This is a genomic window from Arthrobacter sp. Soil_C_49, from assembly GCF_057656635.1.
This window is the reverse complement of the sequence record NZ_JBDGJZ010000002.1, coordinates 172,592-185,432: the sequence shown is the minus strand read 5'-3', so window position 1 is coordinate 185,432 and position 12,841 is coordinate 172,592. Positions and strand designations below refer to the sequence as shown.

The following is a 12,841-nucleotide window of genomic DNA, read 5'->3' as shown; positions in this document are numbered from 1 at the left end:
TTCCTGCATGACGCAACAACGCTACCGGGACCTGGCAGACTGGCCGCTCACGTTGACGGCGCTCATCTTCCTGGCAGCGTATGCGTCGCAGGTTATCGGGCGCATTGAGGGCAGCGCGGCCTTCTGGCTCGAAGCCGTTATGTGGGCCACGTGGGGTATTTTCGCCGTGGATTACCTGGCCAACCTCTGGCTCGCGGCTGACCGGGGCAGCTGGTTCGTGCGGAACTTGCATGAGCTGCTGATTGTGGCCCTGCCGTTCTTCCGGCCGCTGCGCCTGCTCCGGCTGGTGACGCTGCTGTCCGTACTCCACCGGACACTGGGTGACACCCTCCGGGGACGCGTGGTCACCTACGTGGTGGGATCGGCCACCATGCTCGTGTTTGTGGGCGCCCTCGCCGTCCTGGATGTGGAGCAGTCTGCGCCGGAGGCGAAGATCCTGACGTTCGGCGATGCCTTGTGGTGGGCCATCACCACCATCACCACGGTCGGATACGGGGATATGTACCCGGTAACGCCTCTGGGTCGGATGGTGGCAGCAGCCCTCATGATGAGCGGCATCGCGGTTCTTGGCGTGGTCACGGCCTCCATCGCGTCCTGGCTGGTCCAGCGGGTAGAGGATACCGCCGAAGCGGCGGCCGAGGCCGAGGAGCCGGTGCGGGCGGAAGTGGCGGAACTGGTTGCGGAGATCGCTTTGCTGCGCCGCGACATCGCGGAGCTGAAAGACCGGCAAAGCCGGTAGCAGCATGGCCTGCAGCGGCAGGTAGTACGCCCCGGCGGTTTTGAGTATCCGGGACAGCACTCCCAAGTACCGGCCCAAAATATTCGGGTAATCCCTACTGGTGCCCGCGCCATCCCGCACTTCCTAGACTCGGGATTCCTAGGACCGAACATGTGCTGGCCTGTTCGCCGGGTGGCTTCCGGATGGCAGTGCCTTCTCGCGGAGCTTCCGTATTTTCTGGGTATGCGGACGCCTCCATCGTGCGCCGGCGGCGACCTGGCCTAAGGCTGGGCCGCCGGTGCATCACACCTCGATCCGTCCTGCCCCGCTTCCTGCGCCCGCAGCTGCCCGGCCGGACCGCACCTCGATGGGCTACCCATGAACCAGGCATACCTCTCTACTCCCGACGGTCCGAGCCGTAGTTTCGCCACCGATGTCCCCCGCTCTGACCTGACGGCCGGCCGCCCCACCATCAGCAACAAACTGTGGGCGGGAATGGCCACCGCGGCCGTTGTGGCGGCAGTGGGAGTCGGAGCCCTGGCGGCACCGGCCAGCCTCGCTCCAAATACGACGGCGGCCGCTCCCGTTGCCGAGGCTGTTTCCCAGGCGGAGGGCAGCGATACTGCCGGTTCCGCGGAATCTGTCCAGGCGCCGGCAGAGGCACCGGCCGAAACGCCCGCCGCTGCCCCGCCGGCCGCCGAAGCGCCTGCGGAGGCAGCACCGCCGCCACCCGCCGTCGAACCTGCGCCCGCCCCTGAACCGGCACCGGCCGCGGTCGGAAACCAGTACACCGTGGTGCCCGGCGACACCGTCGGCGCCATTGCCGGGAGGTTCGGGGTGGACATGAACGCCATGCTCGCCGCGAACGGGCTGGGGCAATACAGCATCATCGTCCCGGGCCAGACGCTGGTCCTGACCGGCCCGGCCGTTGCCGCACCGGCTCCAGTACCTGCTGCTGCTCCTGCTGCCGCACCGGCCGCGGCCCCCGCGCCGGCACCGGCAGCCGCTCCGGCGCCTGCACCTGTCGCGGCCGCCCCTGCCGTCCGCACCATCTACGTAGCCGGCGCCGGCGGGCAGTCCATGGTTGACGCCTGCATCGGACCTATCCATTTCACCCCCAATGACGGCTACTCGCTCTTTATCACCGAACATGATTTCTGCGGCGGCTGGGCCCGCTTCTCCGGAATCGGATTGGGTGAAACGGTGAGCATCCCGGGCTACGGAACCTACACGGTGACGGCCCGCGGGCAGGTGCCCAACCCGGGGACCACCAACGATGTCATCAATGTGTTTGGCGGCTTCCCGCGGGCGATCCTGCAGACCTGCATCCCGGGAACCAGCCAGATGCTCCTGATTGCGTTGAACTGACAGTCCTCTGCCGGTGCGTGAGGATTCATAAGCTTGTCCGCGGCTCCTAACCTTCAAGGGCAGGGAGCTGCGGACAAGGCCAGGATTTGGCATCAAGAAACGCCACGGAGGGACCTCCGTGGCGTTGGTTGATAAAGAATTACCGGGTTAAGCGTTCATCCGTTTGCGTTCGGAGATGTGCTCCACCAGCTCGCCCACTCGCTGTTCGGAGTAATTGCGGGCGATGTCTCCCTGGCTAAGGATCCCCACCAACTTGTGGTCGGCGATGACTGGAAGCCGGCGGACCTGGTGGGTCTCCATCATGTCGATGGCCTCATCAACGTTTGCATCGGCGTCGATCCAGTAGGGCTTGCCGGAGGCGAGGTCACGGGCCATCATTTCGCGCGGATCGCGTCCGGCGGCCACGCACTTGAGCACGATGTCACGGTCGGTGATCATGCCCCTCAACTTGCCGTCGTCGCCGCAGATCGGCAACGATCCGCAGTCAAGGTCCAGCATCATCCGGGCAGCATCTGCGAGGGACTGGTTTTCCTTAATACACTGCGCGTCCGTAGTCATGAATTCACGTACGGCACTCATTGATCCTCCTTTATCGATTCTTTGATCGACGCAGGGCATCGGGCACTTGCGCCGATGGTGCCAGCCTACGCCCGTGCCACTGCCATGTCGACGACGGGTTTGCCGCCTTGATGGGCAGCTCCGGCACCTCGGGTTACAGGACAAAAAGCGTGTGAGGGAGCGCTAAGCCCCTGACTGGAATCGGCTTAAAAGCACGAAAAAGCCTCCGGAACCAGTGGTTCCGGAGGCTTTTCCTTGGGTGGCAGATGAGGGATTCGAACCCCCGTAGGCGTTGCCAGCTGATTTACAGTCAGCCCCCTTTGGCCGCTCGGGTAATCTGCCGAACTTCAAAAGAAGTACCCGTAGATGCAGTCTTCGGAGCGTCCGTTTCCGGGCCGTTCCGCTTCCAGTAACCGCGGGCAAGACAACTTTACAGAACTTCCGCCGAAGAATCGAATCGGCGGGCAGAAGCCCGGAATTGCGCGGCTTTAGGCCCTTCGGGGTGGCCTAAACGGCAGTCGTCACGCCTCGCCGAGAATCCTGCCTGCCAGCTTCGCCTCGAACTTCACGGCCTGCTCTTCGGTGATCTGGTTCAGCTGCACCGCCCGGAGCAGGTCCTCGCGGACGCCGTCCATCCGGGAGGATGCATCCGCCACCGGGCTGAAAATGATGGACGCTGCCACTGCCGCTGCGGCCACCGAAGTTGCTGCTGTAGCAACCGCCCCGGCTGCCGCCGAGGTGGTTTGCGTGACGTAGCGGATGGCTTTGCGGTGCATGGTGGTCCCTTCGTACTGCTTTCCAACTCCTTCAACTCTGCCCGGGCCTCCTTGGTTCCCCCGGCATGTCCGCTGAGAGGGAACTGTGAAATTCGGCTCCCCCTCAACGGCGGCATCCGTATTAGGCTTGAATGCAGCGATCCCGGCCCTGTCCGCGGACAAGGCCCCCACCAGCACAAGGAGAGTCATGGCAGGCGAGTCAACGTTCGACGTCGTAAGCAAAGTGGACAAGCAGGAAGTGGCCAACGCGCTCAACCAGGCACAGAAGGAACTGGCCCAGCGCTACGACTTCAAGGGTGTCGGCGCGGAGGTGGACTTCAGCGGCGAGAAGATCCTGATGAAGGCCAACTCCGAGGAACGCGTCCTGGCGGTCCTGGACGTTCTCCAGTCCAAGCTGATCCGCCGTGGCATCTCACTGAAGTCCCTGGACACCGGCGAGCCCTACGCCTCCGGCAAGGAGTTCCGCCTTGAGGCCTCCATCAAGGAGGGCATCGCCCAGGACCTGGCCAAGAAAATCAACAAGCTGATCCGGGACGAAGCACCCAAGTCTGTGAAGTCCCAAATCCAGGGCGACGAGCTGCGCGTGACGTCCAAGTCCCGCGATGACCTGCAGGCCACCATGGCACTGCTGAAGGACTTCGACGAGGCCGACCTGCAGTTTGTGAACTTCCGCAGCTAGCACCGCGGGGCACAGTTTTCGACGCAGGAAACTTCCTGCGCCAGGCATAAACGCCGGCGCTACCCGGATTACGGTAGCGCCGGCGTTTTTGCGCATCGAGGATGGTTATGCGCGTCGAGGACGGTTATGTGCGTCGCCGGACAGAACGGACGACGGCGGACACTAGCGCAGCGGCCGGCCAGCCATCCGTTCCAGCCGCGAGATCCGGTCGCGCATGGGCGGGTGCGTGGCGAACAGCTTGTTCATGGCCCCGCCCCGGAACGGGTTGGCGATCATCAGGTGCGAGGCGTTCACCAGCCGCTGGTCGTGCGGCAGCGGCGCAATACTCACGCCCTGCTCGATCTTGCGCAGGGCTGAGGCGAGCGCCAGCGGATCTCCGGTCAACTCGGAACCGTCCTCGTCGGCGTCGTACTCCCTGGTGCGCGAGATGGCCAGCTGGATCAGTGACGCCGCGAACGGGGCGAGCAGTGCCATCGCCAGCATCGCCAACGGGTTCGAATTACGCCGGTCGCCGCCGAAGAACAGCAGCATCTGGCCCACCGACGTAATCACGCCTGCGACGGCGGCGGCCACTGATGAGGTGAGGATGTCCCGGTTGTAGACGTGCATGAGTTCGTGCCCCAGGACGCCGCGGAGTTCGCGGGCGTCCAGGAGATGCAGGATTCCTTCGGTGCAGCAGACCGCCGCGTTCCGCGGGTTCCGGCCGGTGGCGAAGGCGTTCGGATTCATGGTGGGCGACAGGTAGATCCGCGGCATCGGCTGGTTGGCACGCACGGACAGCTCGCGGACAATCTGGTACAGCTGCGGTGCCTGCGCTTCGGTGACGGGGTAGGCCTGCATGGACCGGATGGCGATCTTGTCGCTGTTCCAGTAGCCGTAGGCCGTGGTGGCCACTCCGAGCAGCGCCATGATCCAGATCGGCGCGGAGCTCCGGGTGCTGGCGCCGATCAGCGCGCCGAGGCCCAGCAGCACCGCCCACAGCACGCCGAAAAGCGCTGCCGTCTTCAGTCCGTTGTAGTGTTTGTGCACGTTTCCTCCTCGCTCTTCTATGGGAACGGCTTACTAGGGAGCCGGGTTCCGCGCGTCGTACTTCCGGAATCCCGGCTGCAGCTTTGCCGCCAGCCACGCCCCTGCGATGCACAGCAGCCCGCCAAAGAGCAGGACCCATCCCTCAGCCAAAATCTTGGTGGCACCTCCTGCCAGCAGGTCGCCGATCCTGGGACCGCCTGCCACCACCACGATGAACACGCCCTGGAGCCGTCCCCGGAGGTGGTCCGGCGTGGCTGCCTGCAGGATGGTGTTGCGGAAGACGCTGCTGATCGAGTCGGCGATTCCCGCCAGTGCACAGCACAGCGCTGCCGGGAGCAGCCAGAAGGTGACACCCCCGTCCGTGGACCGTCCGGCGAGCACCACCACCATCCCGAAAGCGGCCATGGACGCACCCCACCCCATCACCGAGAAGACCACCGCACTCCCCTGCCAGCGGACGCCCCCCAGCGGTCCGGAGAACAGGCCGGCCAGGAACGCTCCCACCGCCGTTGAGGCCAGCAGCACCCCCACTGTCGCTTCGCCGCCACCGATCATCACCGCGCCAACGGCCGGCATCAGGGCGCGCGGCTGGGCCAGGATCATGGCCACCAGGTCGATCACGAAGGTCATCCGGAGGTTGGGGCGGGTGCCGAGGAACCTGAATCCCTCAACGACGGAGCGGACGCCGGGCCTGCCGCGGCTTCCCGACGGCGGCAGGGGCGGGAGCCGGTAGACGGCCCACAGCACGAGGGCGAAGCTGGCGAAGTCGATGGTGTAGGTCCAGCCGAACCCCACCCATGCCACCAGCACGCCCGCCAGGAGAGGTCCGGCAGTCATGGCCAGGCCGAAGGACATCATGCTGAGGGCGTTCGCAGCGGGCAGGAGTTCCTTGCGGACCAGCATGGGCAGGATGGCGCTGCGGGCCGGCTGGTTGATGGCCTGCGCGCCGCTCTGTACTGCCACCAGGAAGTACAGGACCCAGACGTTTCCAAGCTGCAGCCAGGACTGCAGGGCGATCATGCCGGTGGTCAGCCACAGCACGGTGCTGGCCAGCAGGGCGACCCGGCGCCGGTCATGGGAGTCGGCGATGGATCCGCCCAGGAGTCCGCCGATCACCAGGGGCACCAGCGCGAAGACGGCCAGCAGTCCCACGTAGAAGCTGTCCAGGGTCAGCCGGTAGATCTCCAGGCTCACTGCCACCAGGGTGAGCTGGCTGCCGACGGCGGAGACGGCCGAGCCGAGCCAGAGCCGGCGGAAGTCGGGGCTCTCCTTGAGCGGTGTGATGTCAGCAAGCAGTTTCCCCACCCTGTAACCCTAATGTCGCAGGGGCCGCTGGCCCTCCACCCGAGGTTAGCCAAGCCTTATTGTGAGAAACTCAGAATAAGTGTTTCAATGGAGCCATGACGGAGCACTTTGACGGCCAGGAGGCATGGGCTGCCGACCTGCGTGCCCACGGCCGCAGGGTGACCAAACAGCGGCTGGCGGTTCTCGCCGCCGTCGAACGCCATCCCCACTCCCCCGCCGAGAGCATCCTGGCCGCCGCCCGCGCCGAGCTCCCCGAGCTGACAGCCCAGTCCGTTTACGTCGTGCTGGGGGACCTCACTGACCTGCACATGCTGCGGCGCTTCGAGCCGCCGCACTCCCCCGCGCTGTATGAAACCCGGGTCGGCGACAACCACCACCACGCCATCTGCATCAGCTGCGGCCGCGTTGAGGACGTGGACTGCGCCGTGGGGCACGCGCCCTGCCTCACGCCCCACTGGGATGAGCACGCCAAGCCGATGACCATCCAGATCGCCGATGTGATGTATCAGGGCATCTGCCAGGACTGCCAGCAGTCCCAACAACTTCCTTCCAATCGTCCCTCAGAAGAAACACAGAAATAGGAGAACAATGACTGCCATTTCAACAACCCAGTCAGGTGCCCCCGTTACGTCCGACGCGCACTCGAAGTCAGTTGGTGCCGACGGTGCCATCATCCTGACTGACCACTACCTGGTGGAAAAGCTCGCACAGTTCAACCGCGAGCGGGTGCCGGAGCGCGTAGTGCACGCCAAGGGCGGCGGTGCATTCGGTACGTTCAAGACCACCGAGGACGTGTCCAAGTACACGAAGGCAGCCTTCCTCCAGCCGGGCGCCGAGACCGAAATGCTGATCCGCTTCTCGTCCGTTGCGGGCGAGAACGGCTCCCCGGACACCTGGCGCGATCCCCGCGGGTTCGCCGTGAAGTTCTACACCTCCGAGGGCAACTACGACCTCGTGGGCAACAACACCCCGGTGTTCTTCATCCGCGACGGCATCAAGTTCCCGGACTTCATCCACTCCCAGAAGCGCCTCCCGGGTACCCACCTGCGCGACGCCGACATGCAGTGGGACTTCTGGACGCTGTCCCCCGAGTCCGCCCACCAGGTCACCTGGCTGATGGGTGACCGCGGCCTGCCCGCTTCCTGGCGTGAAATGCAGGGCTACGGCTCACACACCTACCAGTGGATCAACGCCGAGGGCGAGCGGTTCTGGGTCAAGTACCACTTCAAGTCCAACCAGGGCGTGAACTCCATGACCGGCGAGCAGGCTGAAGCCCTGGCCGGTTCGGACGCGGACTTCTACATCCGCGACCTGTCCGAGAACATCGAAGCGGGCAACTTCCCGTCCTGGGACCTGCACGTCCAGGTCATGCCGTACGAGGATGCCAAGACCTACCGCTTCAACCCGTTCGACCTGACGAAAGTCTGGCCGCACGCTGACTACCCGCTGATCAAGGTGGGCACCATGGAGCTGAACCGGAACCCGGAGAACTACTTCGCGCAGATCGAACAGGCCACCTTCGCGCCGTCGAACTTCGTTCCGGGCATCGCTGCTTCCCCGGACAAGATGCTGCAGGCCCGCATCTTCTCCTACGCGGACGCGCACCGCTACCGCGTGGGCACCAACCACGCCCAGATCCCGGTGAACCAGCCCAAGAACCAGGTCAACAACTACAGCCAGGACGGCGCCGGACGTTACCTGTTCAACGCCCCTTCGGTTCCGGTCTACGCCCCGAACACCTTCGGCGGCCCGGCTGCCCTTGAGCCGCAGAACCCTGCCGGCGGCTGGGAGAACGACGGCGAGCTGACCCTCGCCGCGCACTCCCTGCACGCCGAGGACAGCGACTTCGTCCAGGCCGGCGCGCTGTACCGCGAGGTTTACGACGACGCCGCCAAGGCCCGCTTCCTGGACACCATCACCGGTGCCGTGGGCGGCGTCAAGCGCTCCGACATCAAGGAACGCGCCATCCAGTACTGGACCAACGTTGACGCCGAACTCGGCGCCAAGCTGCGCGCCAACCTCGGCGCTGCACCGCTCTCCGAGGCAGAAGCCGCCAACAAGATCGGCTGATCCAGCCCCTCTCTGAGTTGCTGAAAACCACCCCGTCACAGACTTACGTGGCGGGGTGGTTTTTTCTTTTCCACATAGCCGTTGCTGGCCATGGCTGACGTTGCCCGGTGTCCCTAGGATCGACGCATGACAACTTTCCAGGGCATCCCCGCCGCCGCCTTCGGCTTCTACCAGGAGTTGCAGGACAACAACAACCGTGAGTGGTGGCTGGACAACAAGGACCGCTACCAAACGCTGGTCCGGGACCCGTTCCTCGCACTGCTGGCTCAGCTGGAGCCCCGGTTTGGACCCGGCAAGATCTTCCGGCCCAACAGGGACATCAGGTTCTCCCAGGACAAGTCGCCGTACAAAACAGCCCAGGGTGCCTTTGCCTCCGTGCAGGAAGGTGTCGGTTTTTACCTTCAGGTCAGCGCAGAGGGTTTGCTCGTAGGCGGCGGCTACCACTCCCACACCCCGGCCCAGCTGGCCCGGTACCGCAATTCAGTGGACGCCTCGGGAACCGGCGAAGCGCTCCGGCACATTGTCGAGACCGTGGCTGGCGCCGGATTCATGGTGGAGGGAGAGAAGCTCAAGACTGTCCCGCGCGGGTATCCGCAGGACCATCCGCGGGCTGAACTCCTGAAACACAAGTCCCTGTCCGCAGCCACCGATCTGGGTCAGCCGGCATGGCTGGCCACCCCTGCCGCCGCGCAGGAGATCGCTTCACTATGGGAGGAGCTGCGGCCTTTGGTGGACTGGGTCAGCCGGCATGCTGCCCCTTGAGCTGTGCATCCTCCCCGACTGAGGCCGCAGCGGGGCGGTGCCCCTTCTTCGCCAGCTGGATCTGCTCGTACACGTGATGGCGCAGCTCGGTGAAGCGGGGCAAGGAACGGGTGTTCAGCTGGTCGCGCTCCGCCGGCAGGTCGATCCGGATGTCCTCCTGGATGATGGTCGGTGAGCTGGACAGGATAATGACACGCTCGCCAAGATAAACAGATTCGTCAATGTCGTGGGTGACAAACAGGACGGTGACGCGCAGCTTCTTCCAGACCACCCGGATCAGGTCCTCGAGGTCCGCCCTGGTCTGGGCATCGACGGCCGCAAACGGCTCGTCCATCAGCAGGACTTCGGGCTGGTAGGCAATGGCACGGGCTATCGCCACGCGCTGCTGCATGCCGCCCGAGAGCTGCCACGGGTAGGACCGTGGCACGTGCGAGAGGCCCACGGCCTCAAGGGCATCATCCACCAGCCTGGCGCGTTCCGCCCTGGGAACACCCTGGTTCTTCAGCGGCAGTTCCACGTTGTCGCGGACGCGCATCCACGGGAACAGCGAACGCCCGTATTCCTGGAAGACCACGGCCATCTTCTTCGGTGGCCCGGTGACCCGTTTGCCGTCCAGCAACACTTCACCCTCGGTGGGTGCCATGAGCCCGGAGATGCATTTGAGCAACGTTGTCTTGCCGGAGCCCGAGGGGCCCACAAGGCATGCCAGTTCTCCGGACCGGAGGTCGAAGGTGAGGTTCCGGACAGCCTCGATATCGCCGCCGTCGGTCTGGTAGACCTTTTTCAGCCCGCGGACTGAAAGCGTGGCCTCGCTGTTGGACCGGTTTGGGTCAGGCTGCATTTTCTACCTCTTTCTGGCCGTGGTACCAGCGCAGGATGTTCCGCTCGGCCCATTGGAAGATGAAGGACATGACCACTCCCAGCAGGCCCAGCACCACAATGCCGGACCACATCTCCGGGATCGCGAAGGACCGCTGAAACTGCACGATGGTGAATCCCAGCCCGGAGGACGAGGCGAACATCTCGGAAATCACCATCAGGATGAGCCCCAGGGAAAGCGACTGGCGCACGCCGGCCATGATCTGCGGGCTCGCCGATGGCAGTACCAGATAGCGGATGCGCGCCCACCCGCCGATGCCGTAGGTGTGTGCGGAATCGGAGAGCACGGGGTCCACCGCGCGCACTCCTTCAATGGTGTTCAGCAGCACGGGCCAGACGCACCCCGAGATGATGACTGTGACCTTCATGGAGTCGGTAATCCCCATCAGCAGCATCAGCACCGGCACCAGGACCGGTGGCGGGACGGCACGGAAGAACTCCAACGTGGGTTCCAGCAGGGCCCGCAGCCACCGGATCGAGCCAATCAGGACTCCGCCCACCACCCCGATGACGATGGCCGCCGCGACGCCCAGCACCAGCCTGCCGACACTGGGCAGCACGTCCGAGAAGAAGCGGTCCCCGAACCAGACCTTGCCGAAGGTTCCGACAAGGTCTGCCGGCCGGGGAACGAAGAAGTTGACGGCCCCCAGCGTGGAGGACCACCAGATGATCACCAGCAGTACCGGCAGGCCAACGATGAACCCGAGGTTCTTGACCGTCCTCATACGAGCACCTCCGACCGGACCGAGGAGTGCCAGGCCAGAATCCGTTTTTCGACGAGGCGCATCAGCATATTGATGAGGACGCCGATCAGTCCGGTTGCCAGGACCAGGGCGTACATCCCGGAAATGGCTCCGCCCGACTGCGCGAGGGCAATCTCCCGGCCCAGACCCGGGGACCCGATCACCAGTTCCGCAGTAATGGCAAGCACCAGCGCTACGGCGGCGGCCAGCCGGACACCCGTCATCAAGTAAGGCAGCGCGGTGGGAAACACAACGTACCGGACCCGTGCCATCTTGCCCAGGCCGTAGGTCTTTGCGGTGTTGTTGGCCACCATGTCCACGTCGGCCACCCCGTAGAGCACCTGGATGAGGACCTGCCAGAAAGAGGCGTACACGATCAGGAGCAGGGACGACTCGATCTTGACCCCGAAGAGCAGCACGGCCAGCGGGATGAGCGCCACAGACGGGATGGGGCGCAGGAACTCGATGGTGGAGTTCGTGGCCTTCCGCAGGAAGCTGCTCGAGCCGATGACGAAACCGAGCAGGACAGCGGCGGCCACCGCAATCAGGAGTCCAAGGAACCAGGCCTTCATGGTCTCGCCCACAGCAACCCAGAAGGCCGTGAGCCCAAGGTCCACAACGAGAGCGGCAATCACCTCGGTCGCCGGCGGCAGGAACCGTCCATCAATAAGGCCCACCCGCGGAATAAGCTCCCAGGTGGCCAGGAACCCCACGATGCCCAGCAGTCCCAGCAGCTGTTTGGCTGCCCCTTTACCGGCTGGCCGGCGGGGCTGCGACTGCCGCAGCAGGGCCCCGCCGGCAGCCGGGGTTTCCGGGCTCACGGCAGGAGATCGTCAGCGCTCGGAGCTTTGGACAGCGTGCCGTACTTGGCCGCGGCCTCACCGAGCGTAGTGAACGCGTCCTTGTCGAAGTCGACGCGGTACCGAGGCAGGATCATTTTGGCGCGGGTGGGCTCGTCGATCTTCGTGTACGTGCCCACGATGGCCCGCACGTCGTCGGGGTGGTCCTGGGCGTACTCAAGGGACTTGTTCATGGCGCGGGTGAACTTGTCCGTCAGCTCCGCCTTGCCGCTGATGGTGTCACCCTTGGTGAAGTATCCGGCGATGTCCAACTCCGGGCTCATCTCCACGAAGTTCGATGACACCACCGTTCCGCCTTCATCCACAGCCTTGGACAGGAACGGTTCGAGGATCCATGCCGCATCCACCTGCTTGTTGGCCAGGGCTGCGGGGGCATCCGGGAAAGCGACCTCAACGAACTTCACGCCGTTGGGATCACCACCATCCTTCTCGATGACCGATTTGATGGTGGTATCGCCGATGTTGGAGAGGTTGTTCACCGAAACGGTCTTGCCGGCCAGGTCCTTGGCGGACTTGATGGCAGATCCGGCCGGGACCACGACGCCGCCGATGTCCTTGCCCTTCTCTCCGGTGGTGGAGGCTCCGTTGGCGACAAACTTCAGGTCGAGGCCCTTGTCCTTGGCAACCATGACCGAGATCAGGTTCGAGAAGGCGAAGTCGAAGCTGCCGCTGACAACGCCTGGAACAATCGCCGCGCCGCCCGTTGCCGTCTGGATGTCCAGCTGCAGGCCCTCCTCCTTGAAGAAGCCCTGCTTGTCGCCGAGGTAGATCGGTGCGCAGTCCACGATGGGAATGACTCCGACGGCGACTTTGGTCAGTGCGCCGTCCCCGCCCCCGGTGGCGGGAGCGCTTCCGCCACCGGGGGCGCTCGGCGAGCCGCTGCCGCAGGCCGCCAGTCCAAGGACCGATGCTGCTGCGAGAAGGGAAAGAATCCGACGTGACATGTTCACTCCTTTGTGCCCATGACTGGGGTCGCTTACCTCCCCAGGCCGTGGTGTTCGCCATTCGAACATGGGTTCGATCATCTGATTCCACCATGGTAAGGCTGTGCATCGTGCCAATACAGGGCTCGTTGGTGACAGCTCTGCAACGGA

General features: G+C 64.6%; 14 protein-coding genes and 1 tRNA gene. 6 read left to right on the top strand and 9 right to left on the bottom strand.

Annotation, left to right across the window (positions count from 1 at the left end; all coding sequences use genetic code 11):
• Positions 1–7 precede the first annotated feature (7 nt).
• Together AC3A4Z_RS04170 and AC3A4Z_RS04165 are read left to right on the top strand one after the other, a co-directional pair.
• A complete protein-coding gene (locus AC3A4Z_RS04170; RefSeq protein ID WP_493970671.1) occupies positions 8–739 on the top strand; it encodes an ion channel in 732 nt (243 codons plus the stop codon).
• 357 nt (positions 740–1,096) lie between these two features.
• On the top strand, positions 1,097–2,086 hold the full coding sequence (locus AC3A4Z_RS04165; protein ID WP_498710293.1) for a LysM peptidoglycan-binding domain-containing protein: 990 nt from the start codon (positions 1,097–1,099) through the stop codon (positions 2,084–2,086).
• A 147-nt stretch (positions 2,087–2,233) separates the two neighbouring features.
• Here AC3A4Z_RS04165 and AC3A4Z_RS04160 read toward each other — a convergent pair whose 3' ends face one another.
• The 3 genes from AC3A4Z_RS04160 to AC3A4Z_RS04150 form a co-directional block, all read right to left on the bottom strand.
• Complete coding sequence (locus AC3A4Z_RS04160) at positions 2,234–2,665, bottom strand: CBS domain-containing protein (protein ID WP_493970673.1); 432 nt, start codon at positions 2,663–2,665, stop codon at positions 2,234–2,236.
• A gap of 239 nt (positions 2,666–2,904) precedes the next feature.
• Positions 2,905–2,986, bottom strand: a tRNA-Tyr gene (locus tag AC3A4Z_RS04155).
• Between the two features lie 179 nt (positions 2,987–3,165).
• Complete coding sequence (locus tag AC3A4Z_RS04150) at positions 3,166–3,420, bottom strand: hypothetical protein (RefSeq protein ID WP_498710291.1); 255 nt, start codon at positions 3,418–3,420, stop codon at positions 3,166–3,168.
• Between the two features lie 187 nt (positions 3,421–3,607).
• Between AC3A4Z_RS04150 and AC3A4Z_RS04145 the strand changes: the two genes are divergently transcribed.
• A complete protein-coding gene (locus AC3A4Z_RS04145) occupies positions 3,608–4,099 on the top strand; it encodes a YajQ family cyclic di-GMP-binding protein (protein WP_050054209.1) in 492 nt (163 codons plus the stop codon).
• Positions 4,100–4,261: 162 nt separating this feature from the next.
• Here AC3A4Z_RS04145 and htpX read toward each other — a convergent pair whose 3' ends face one another.
• Positions 4,262–5,128: a zinc metalloprotease HtpX gene (gene htpX, locus AC3A4Z_RS04140; RefSeq protein WP_498710289.1), complete on the bottom strand. Its 867-nt coding sequence runs from the start codon at positions 5,126–5,128 to the stop codon at positions 4,262–4,264.
• Positions 5,129–5,161: 33 nt separating this feature from the next.
• Entirely contained in the window at positions 5,162–6,433 is a 1,272-nt protein-coding gene (locus AC3A4Z_RS04135) for an MFS transporter (RefSeq protein ID WP_498710287.1), read from the bottom strand.
• A gap of 95 nt (positions 6,434–6,528) precedes the next feature.
• On the opposite strand from AC3A4Z_RS04135, the gene AC3A4Z_RS04130 reads away from it, so the two are divergent.
• The 3 genes from AC3A4Z_RS04130 to AC3A4Z_RS04120 all read left to right on the top strand — a co-directional run bounded on the left by AC3A4Z_RS04130 (position 6,529) and on the right by AC3A4Z_RS04120 (position 9,265).
• The gene (locus AC3A4Z_RS04130) at positions 6,529–7,014 is read left to right on the top strand and encodes a transcriptional repressor (protein ID WP_493970698.1); all 486 of its coding nucleotides are present in this window, start codon (positions 6,529–6,531) and stop codon (positions 7,012–7,014) included.
• A 7-nt stretch (positions 7,015–7,021) separates the two neighbouring features.
• The gene (locus tag AC3A4Z_RS04125; RefSeq protein ID WP_285249922.1) at positions 7,022–8,503 is read left to right on the top strand and encodes a catalase; all 1,482 of its coding nucleotides are present in this window, start codon (positions 7,022–7,024) and stop codon (positions 8,501–8,503) included.
• A 126-nt stretch (positions 8,504–8,629) separates the two neighbouring features.
• Complete coding sequence (locus tag AC3A4Z_RS04120; protein WP_498710284.1) at positions 8,630–9,265, top strand: DUF2461 domain-containing protein; 636 nt, start codon at positions 8,630–8,632, stop codon at positions 9,263–9,265.
• On the opposite strand, the gene AC3A4Z_RS04115 is transcribed toward AC3A4Z_RS04120, so the two are convergent.
• Genes AC3A4Z_RS04115 through AC3A4Z_RS04100 form a run of 4 tightly spaced genes read right to left on the bottom strand, consistent with a single transcriptional unit; the run spans position 9,243 to position 12,691 of the window.
• Positions 9,243–10,106 carry an ABC transporter ATP-binding protein gene (locus tag AC3A4Z_RS04115; protein ID WP_498710283.1) on the bottom strand — a complete coding sequence of 288 codons (864 nt, stop codon included), beginning with the start codon at positions 10,104–10,106 and terminating at the stop codon, positions 9,243–9,245. The two genes, AC3A4Z_RS04120 and AC3A4Z_RS04115, sit on opposite strands and share 23 nt — an antisense overlap.
• Complete coding sequence (locus AC3A4Z_RS04110; protein ID WP_498710282.1) at positions 10,096–10,869, bottom strand: ABC transporter permease; 774 nt, start codon at positions 10,867–10,869, stop codon at positions 10,096–10,098. The genes AC3A4Z_RS04115 and AC3A4Z_RS04110 overlap by 11 nt, the downstream gene beginning before the upstream one ends.
• Positions 10,866–11,708: an ABC transporter permease gene (locus tag AC3A4Z_RS04105; RefSeq protein ID WP_498710280.1), complete on the bottom strand. Its 843-nt coding sequence runs from the start codon at positions 11,706–11,708 to the stop codon at positions 10,866–10,868. Before AC3A4Z_RS04105 ends, AC3A4Z_RS04110 begins: the two co-directional genes overlap by 4 nt.
• A complete protein-coding gene (locus tag AC3A4Z_RS04100) occupies positions 11,705–12,691 on the bottom strand; it encodes an ABC transporter substrate-binding protein (protein WP_498710279.1) in 987 nt (328 codons plus the stop codon). The genes AC3A4Z_RS04105 and AC3A4Z_RS04100 overlap by 4 nt, the downstream gene beginning before the upstream one ends.
• Between the last annotated feature and the right edge of the window lie 150 nt (positions 12,692–12,841).

Coding starts and splice junctions, on each gene's coding strand:
- AC3A4Z_RS04170 (WP_493970671.1), top strand. CDS start 8: ATGACGCAACAACGCTACCGGGACCTGGCAGACTGGCCGCTCACGTTG.
- AC3A4Z_RS04165 (WP_498710293.1), top strand. CDS start 1,097: ATGAACCAGGCATACCTCTCTACTCCCGACGGTCCGAGCCGTAGTTTC.
- AC3A4Z_RS04145 (WP_050054209.1), top strand. CDS start 3,608: ATGGCAGGCGAGTCAACGTTCGACGTCGTAAGCAAAGTGGACAAGCAG.
- AC3A4Z_RS04110 (WP_498710282.1), bottom strand. CDS start 10,869: ATGAGGACGGTCAAGAACCTCGGGTTCATCGTTGGCCTGCCGGTACTG.
- AC3A4Z_RS04160 (WP_493970673.1), bottom strand. CDS start 2,665: ATGAGTGCCGTACGTGAATTCATGACTACGGACGCGCAGTGTATTAAG.
- AC3A4Z_RS04120 (WP_498710284.1), top strand. CDS start 8,630: ATGACAACTTTCCAGGGCATCCCCGCCGCCGCCTTCGGCTTCTACCAG.
- AC3A4Z_RS04125 (WP_285249922.1), top strand. CDS start 7,022: ATGACTGCCATTTCAACAACCCAGTCAGGTGCCCCCGTTACGTCCGAC.
- AC3A4Z_RS04130 (WP_493970698.1), top strand. CDS start 6,529: ATGACGGAGCACTTTGACGGCCAGGAGGCATGGGCTGCCGACCTGCGT.
- AC3A4Z_RS04115 (WP_498710283.1), bottom strand. CDS start 10,106: ATGCAGCCTGACCCAAACCGGTCCAACAGCGAGGCCACGCTTTCAGTC.
- AC3A4Z_RS04100 (WP_498710279.1), bottom strand. CDS start 12,691: ATGTCACGTCGGATTCTTTCCCTTCTCGCAGCAGCATCGGTCCTTGGA.
- AC3A4Z_RS04150 (WP_498710291.1), bottom strand. CDS start 3,420: ATGCACCGCAAAGCCATCCGCTACGTCACGCAAACCACCTCGGCGGCA.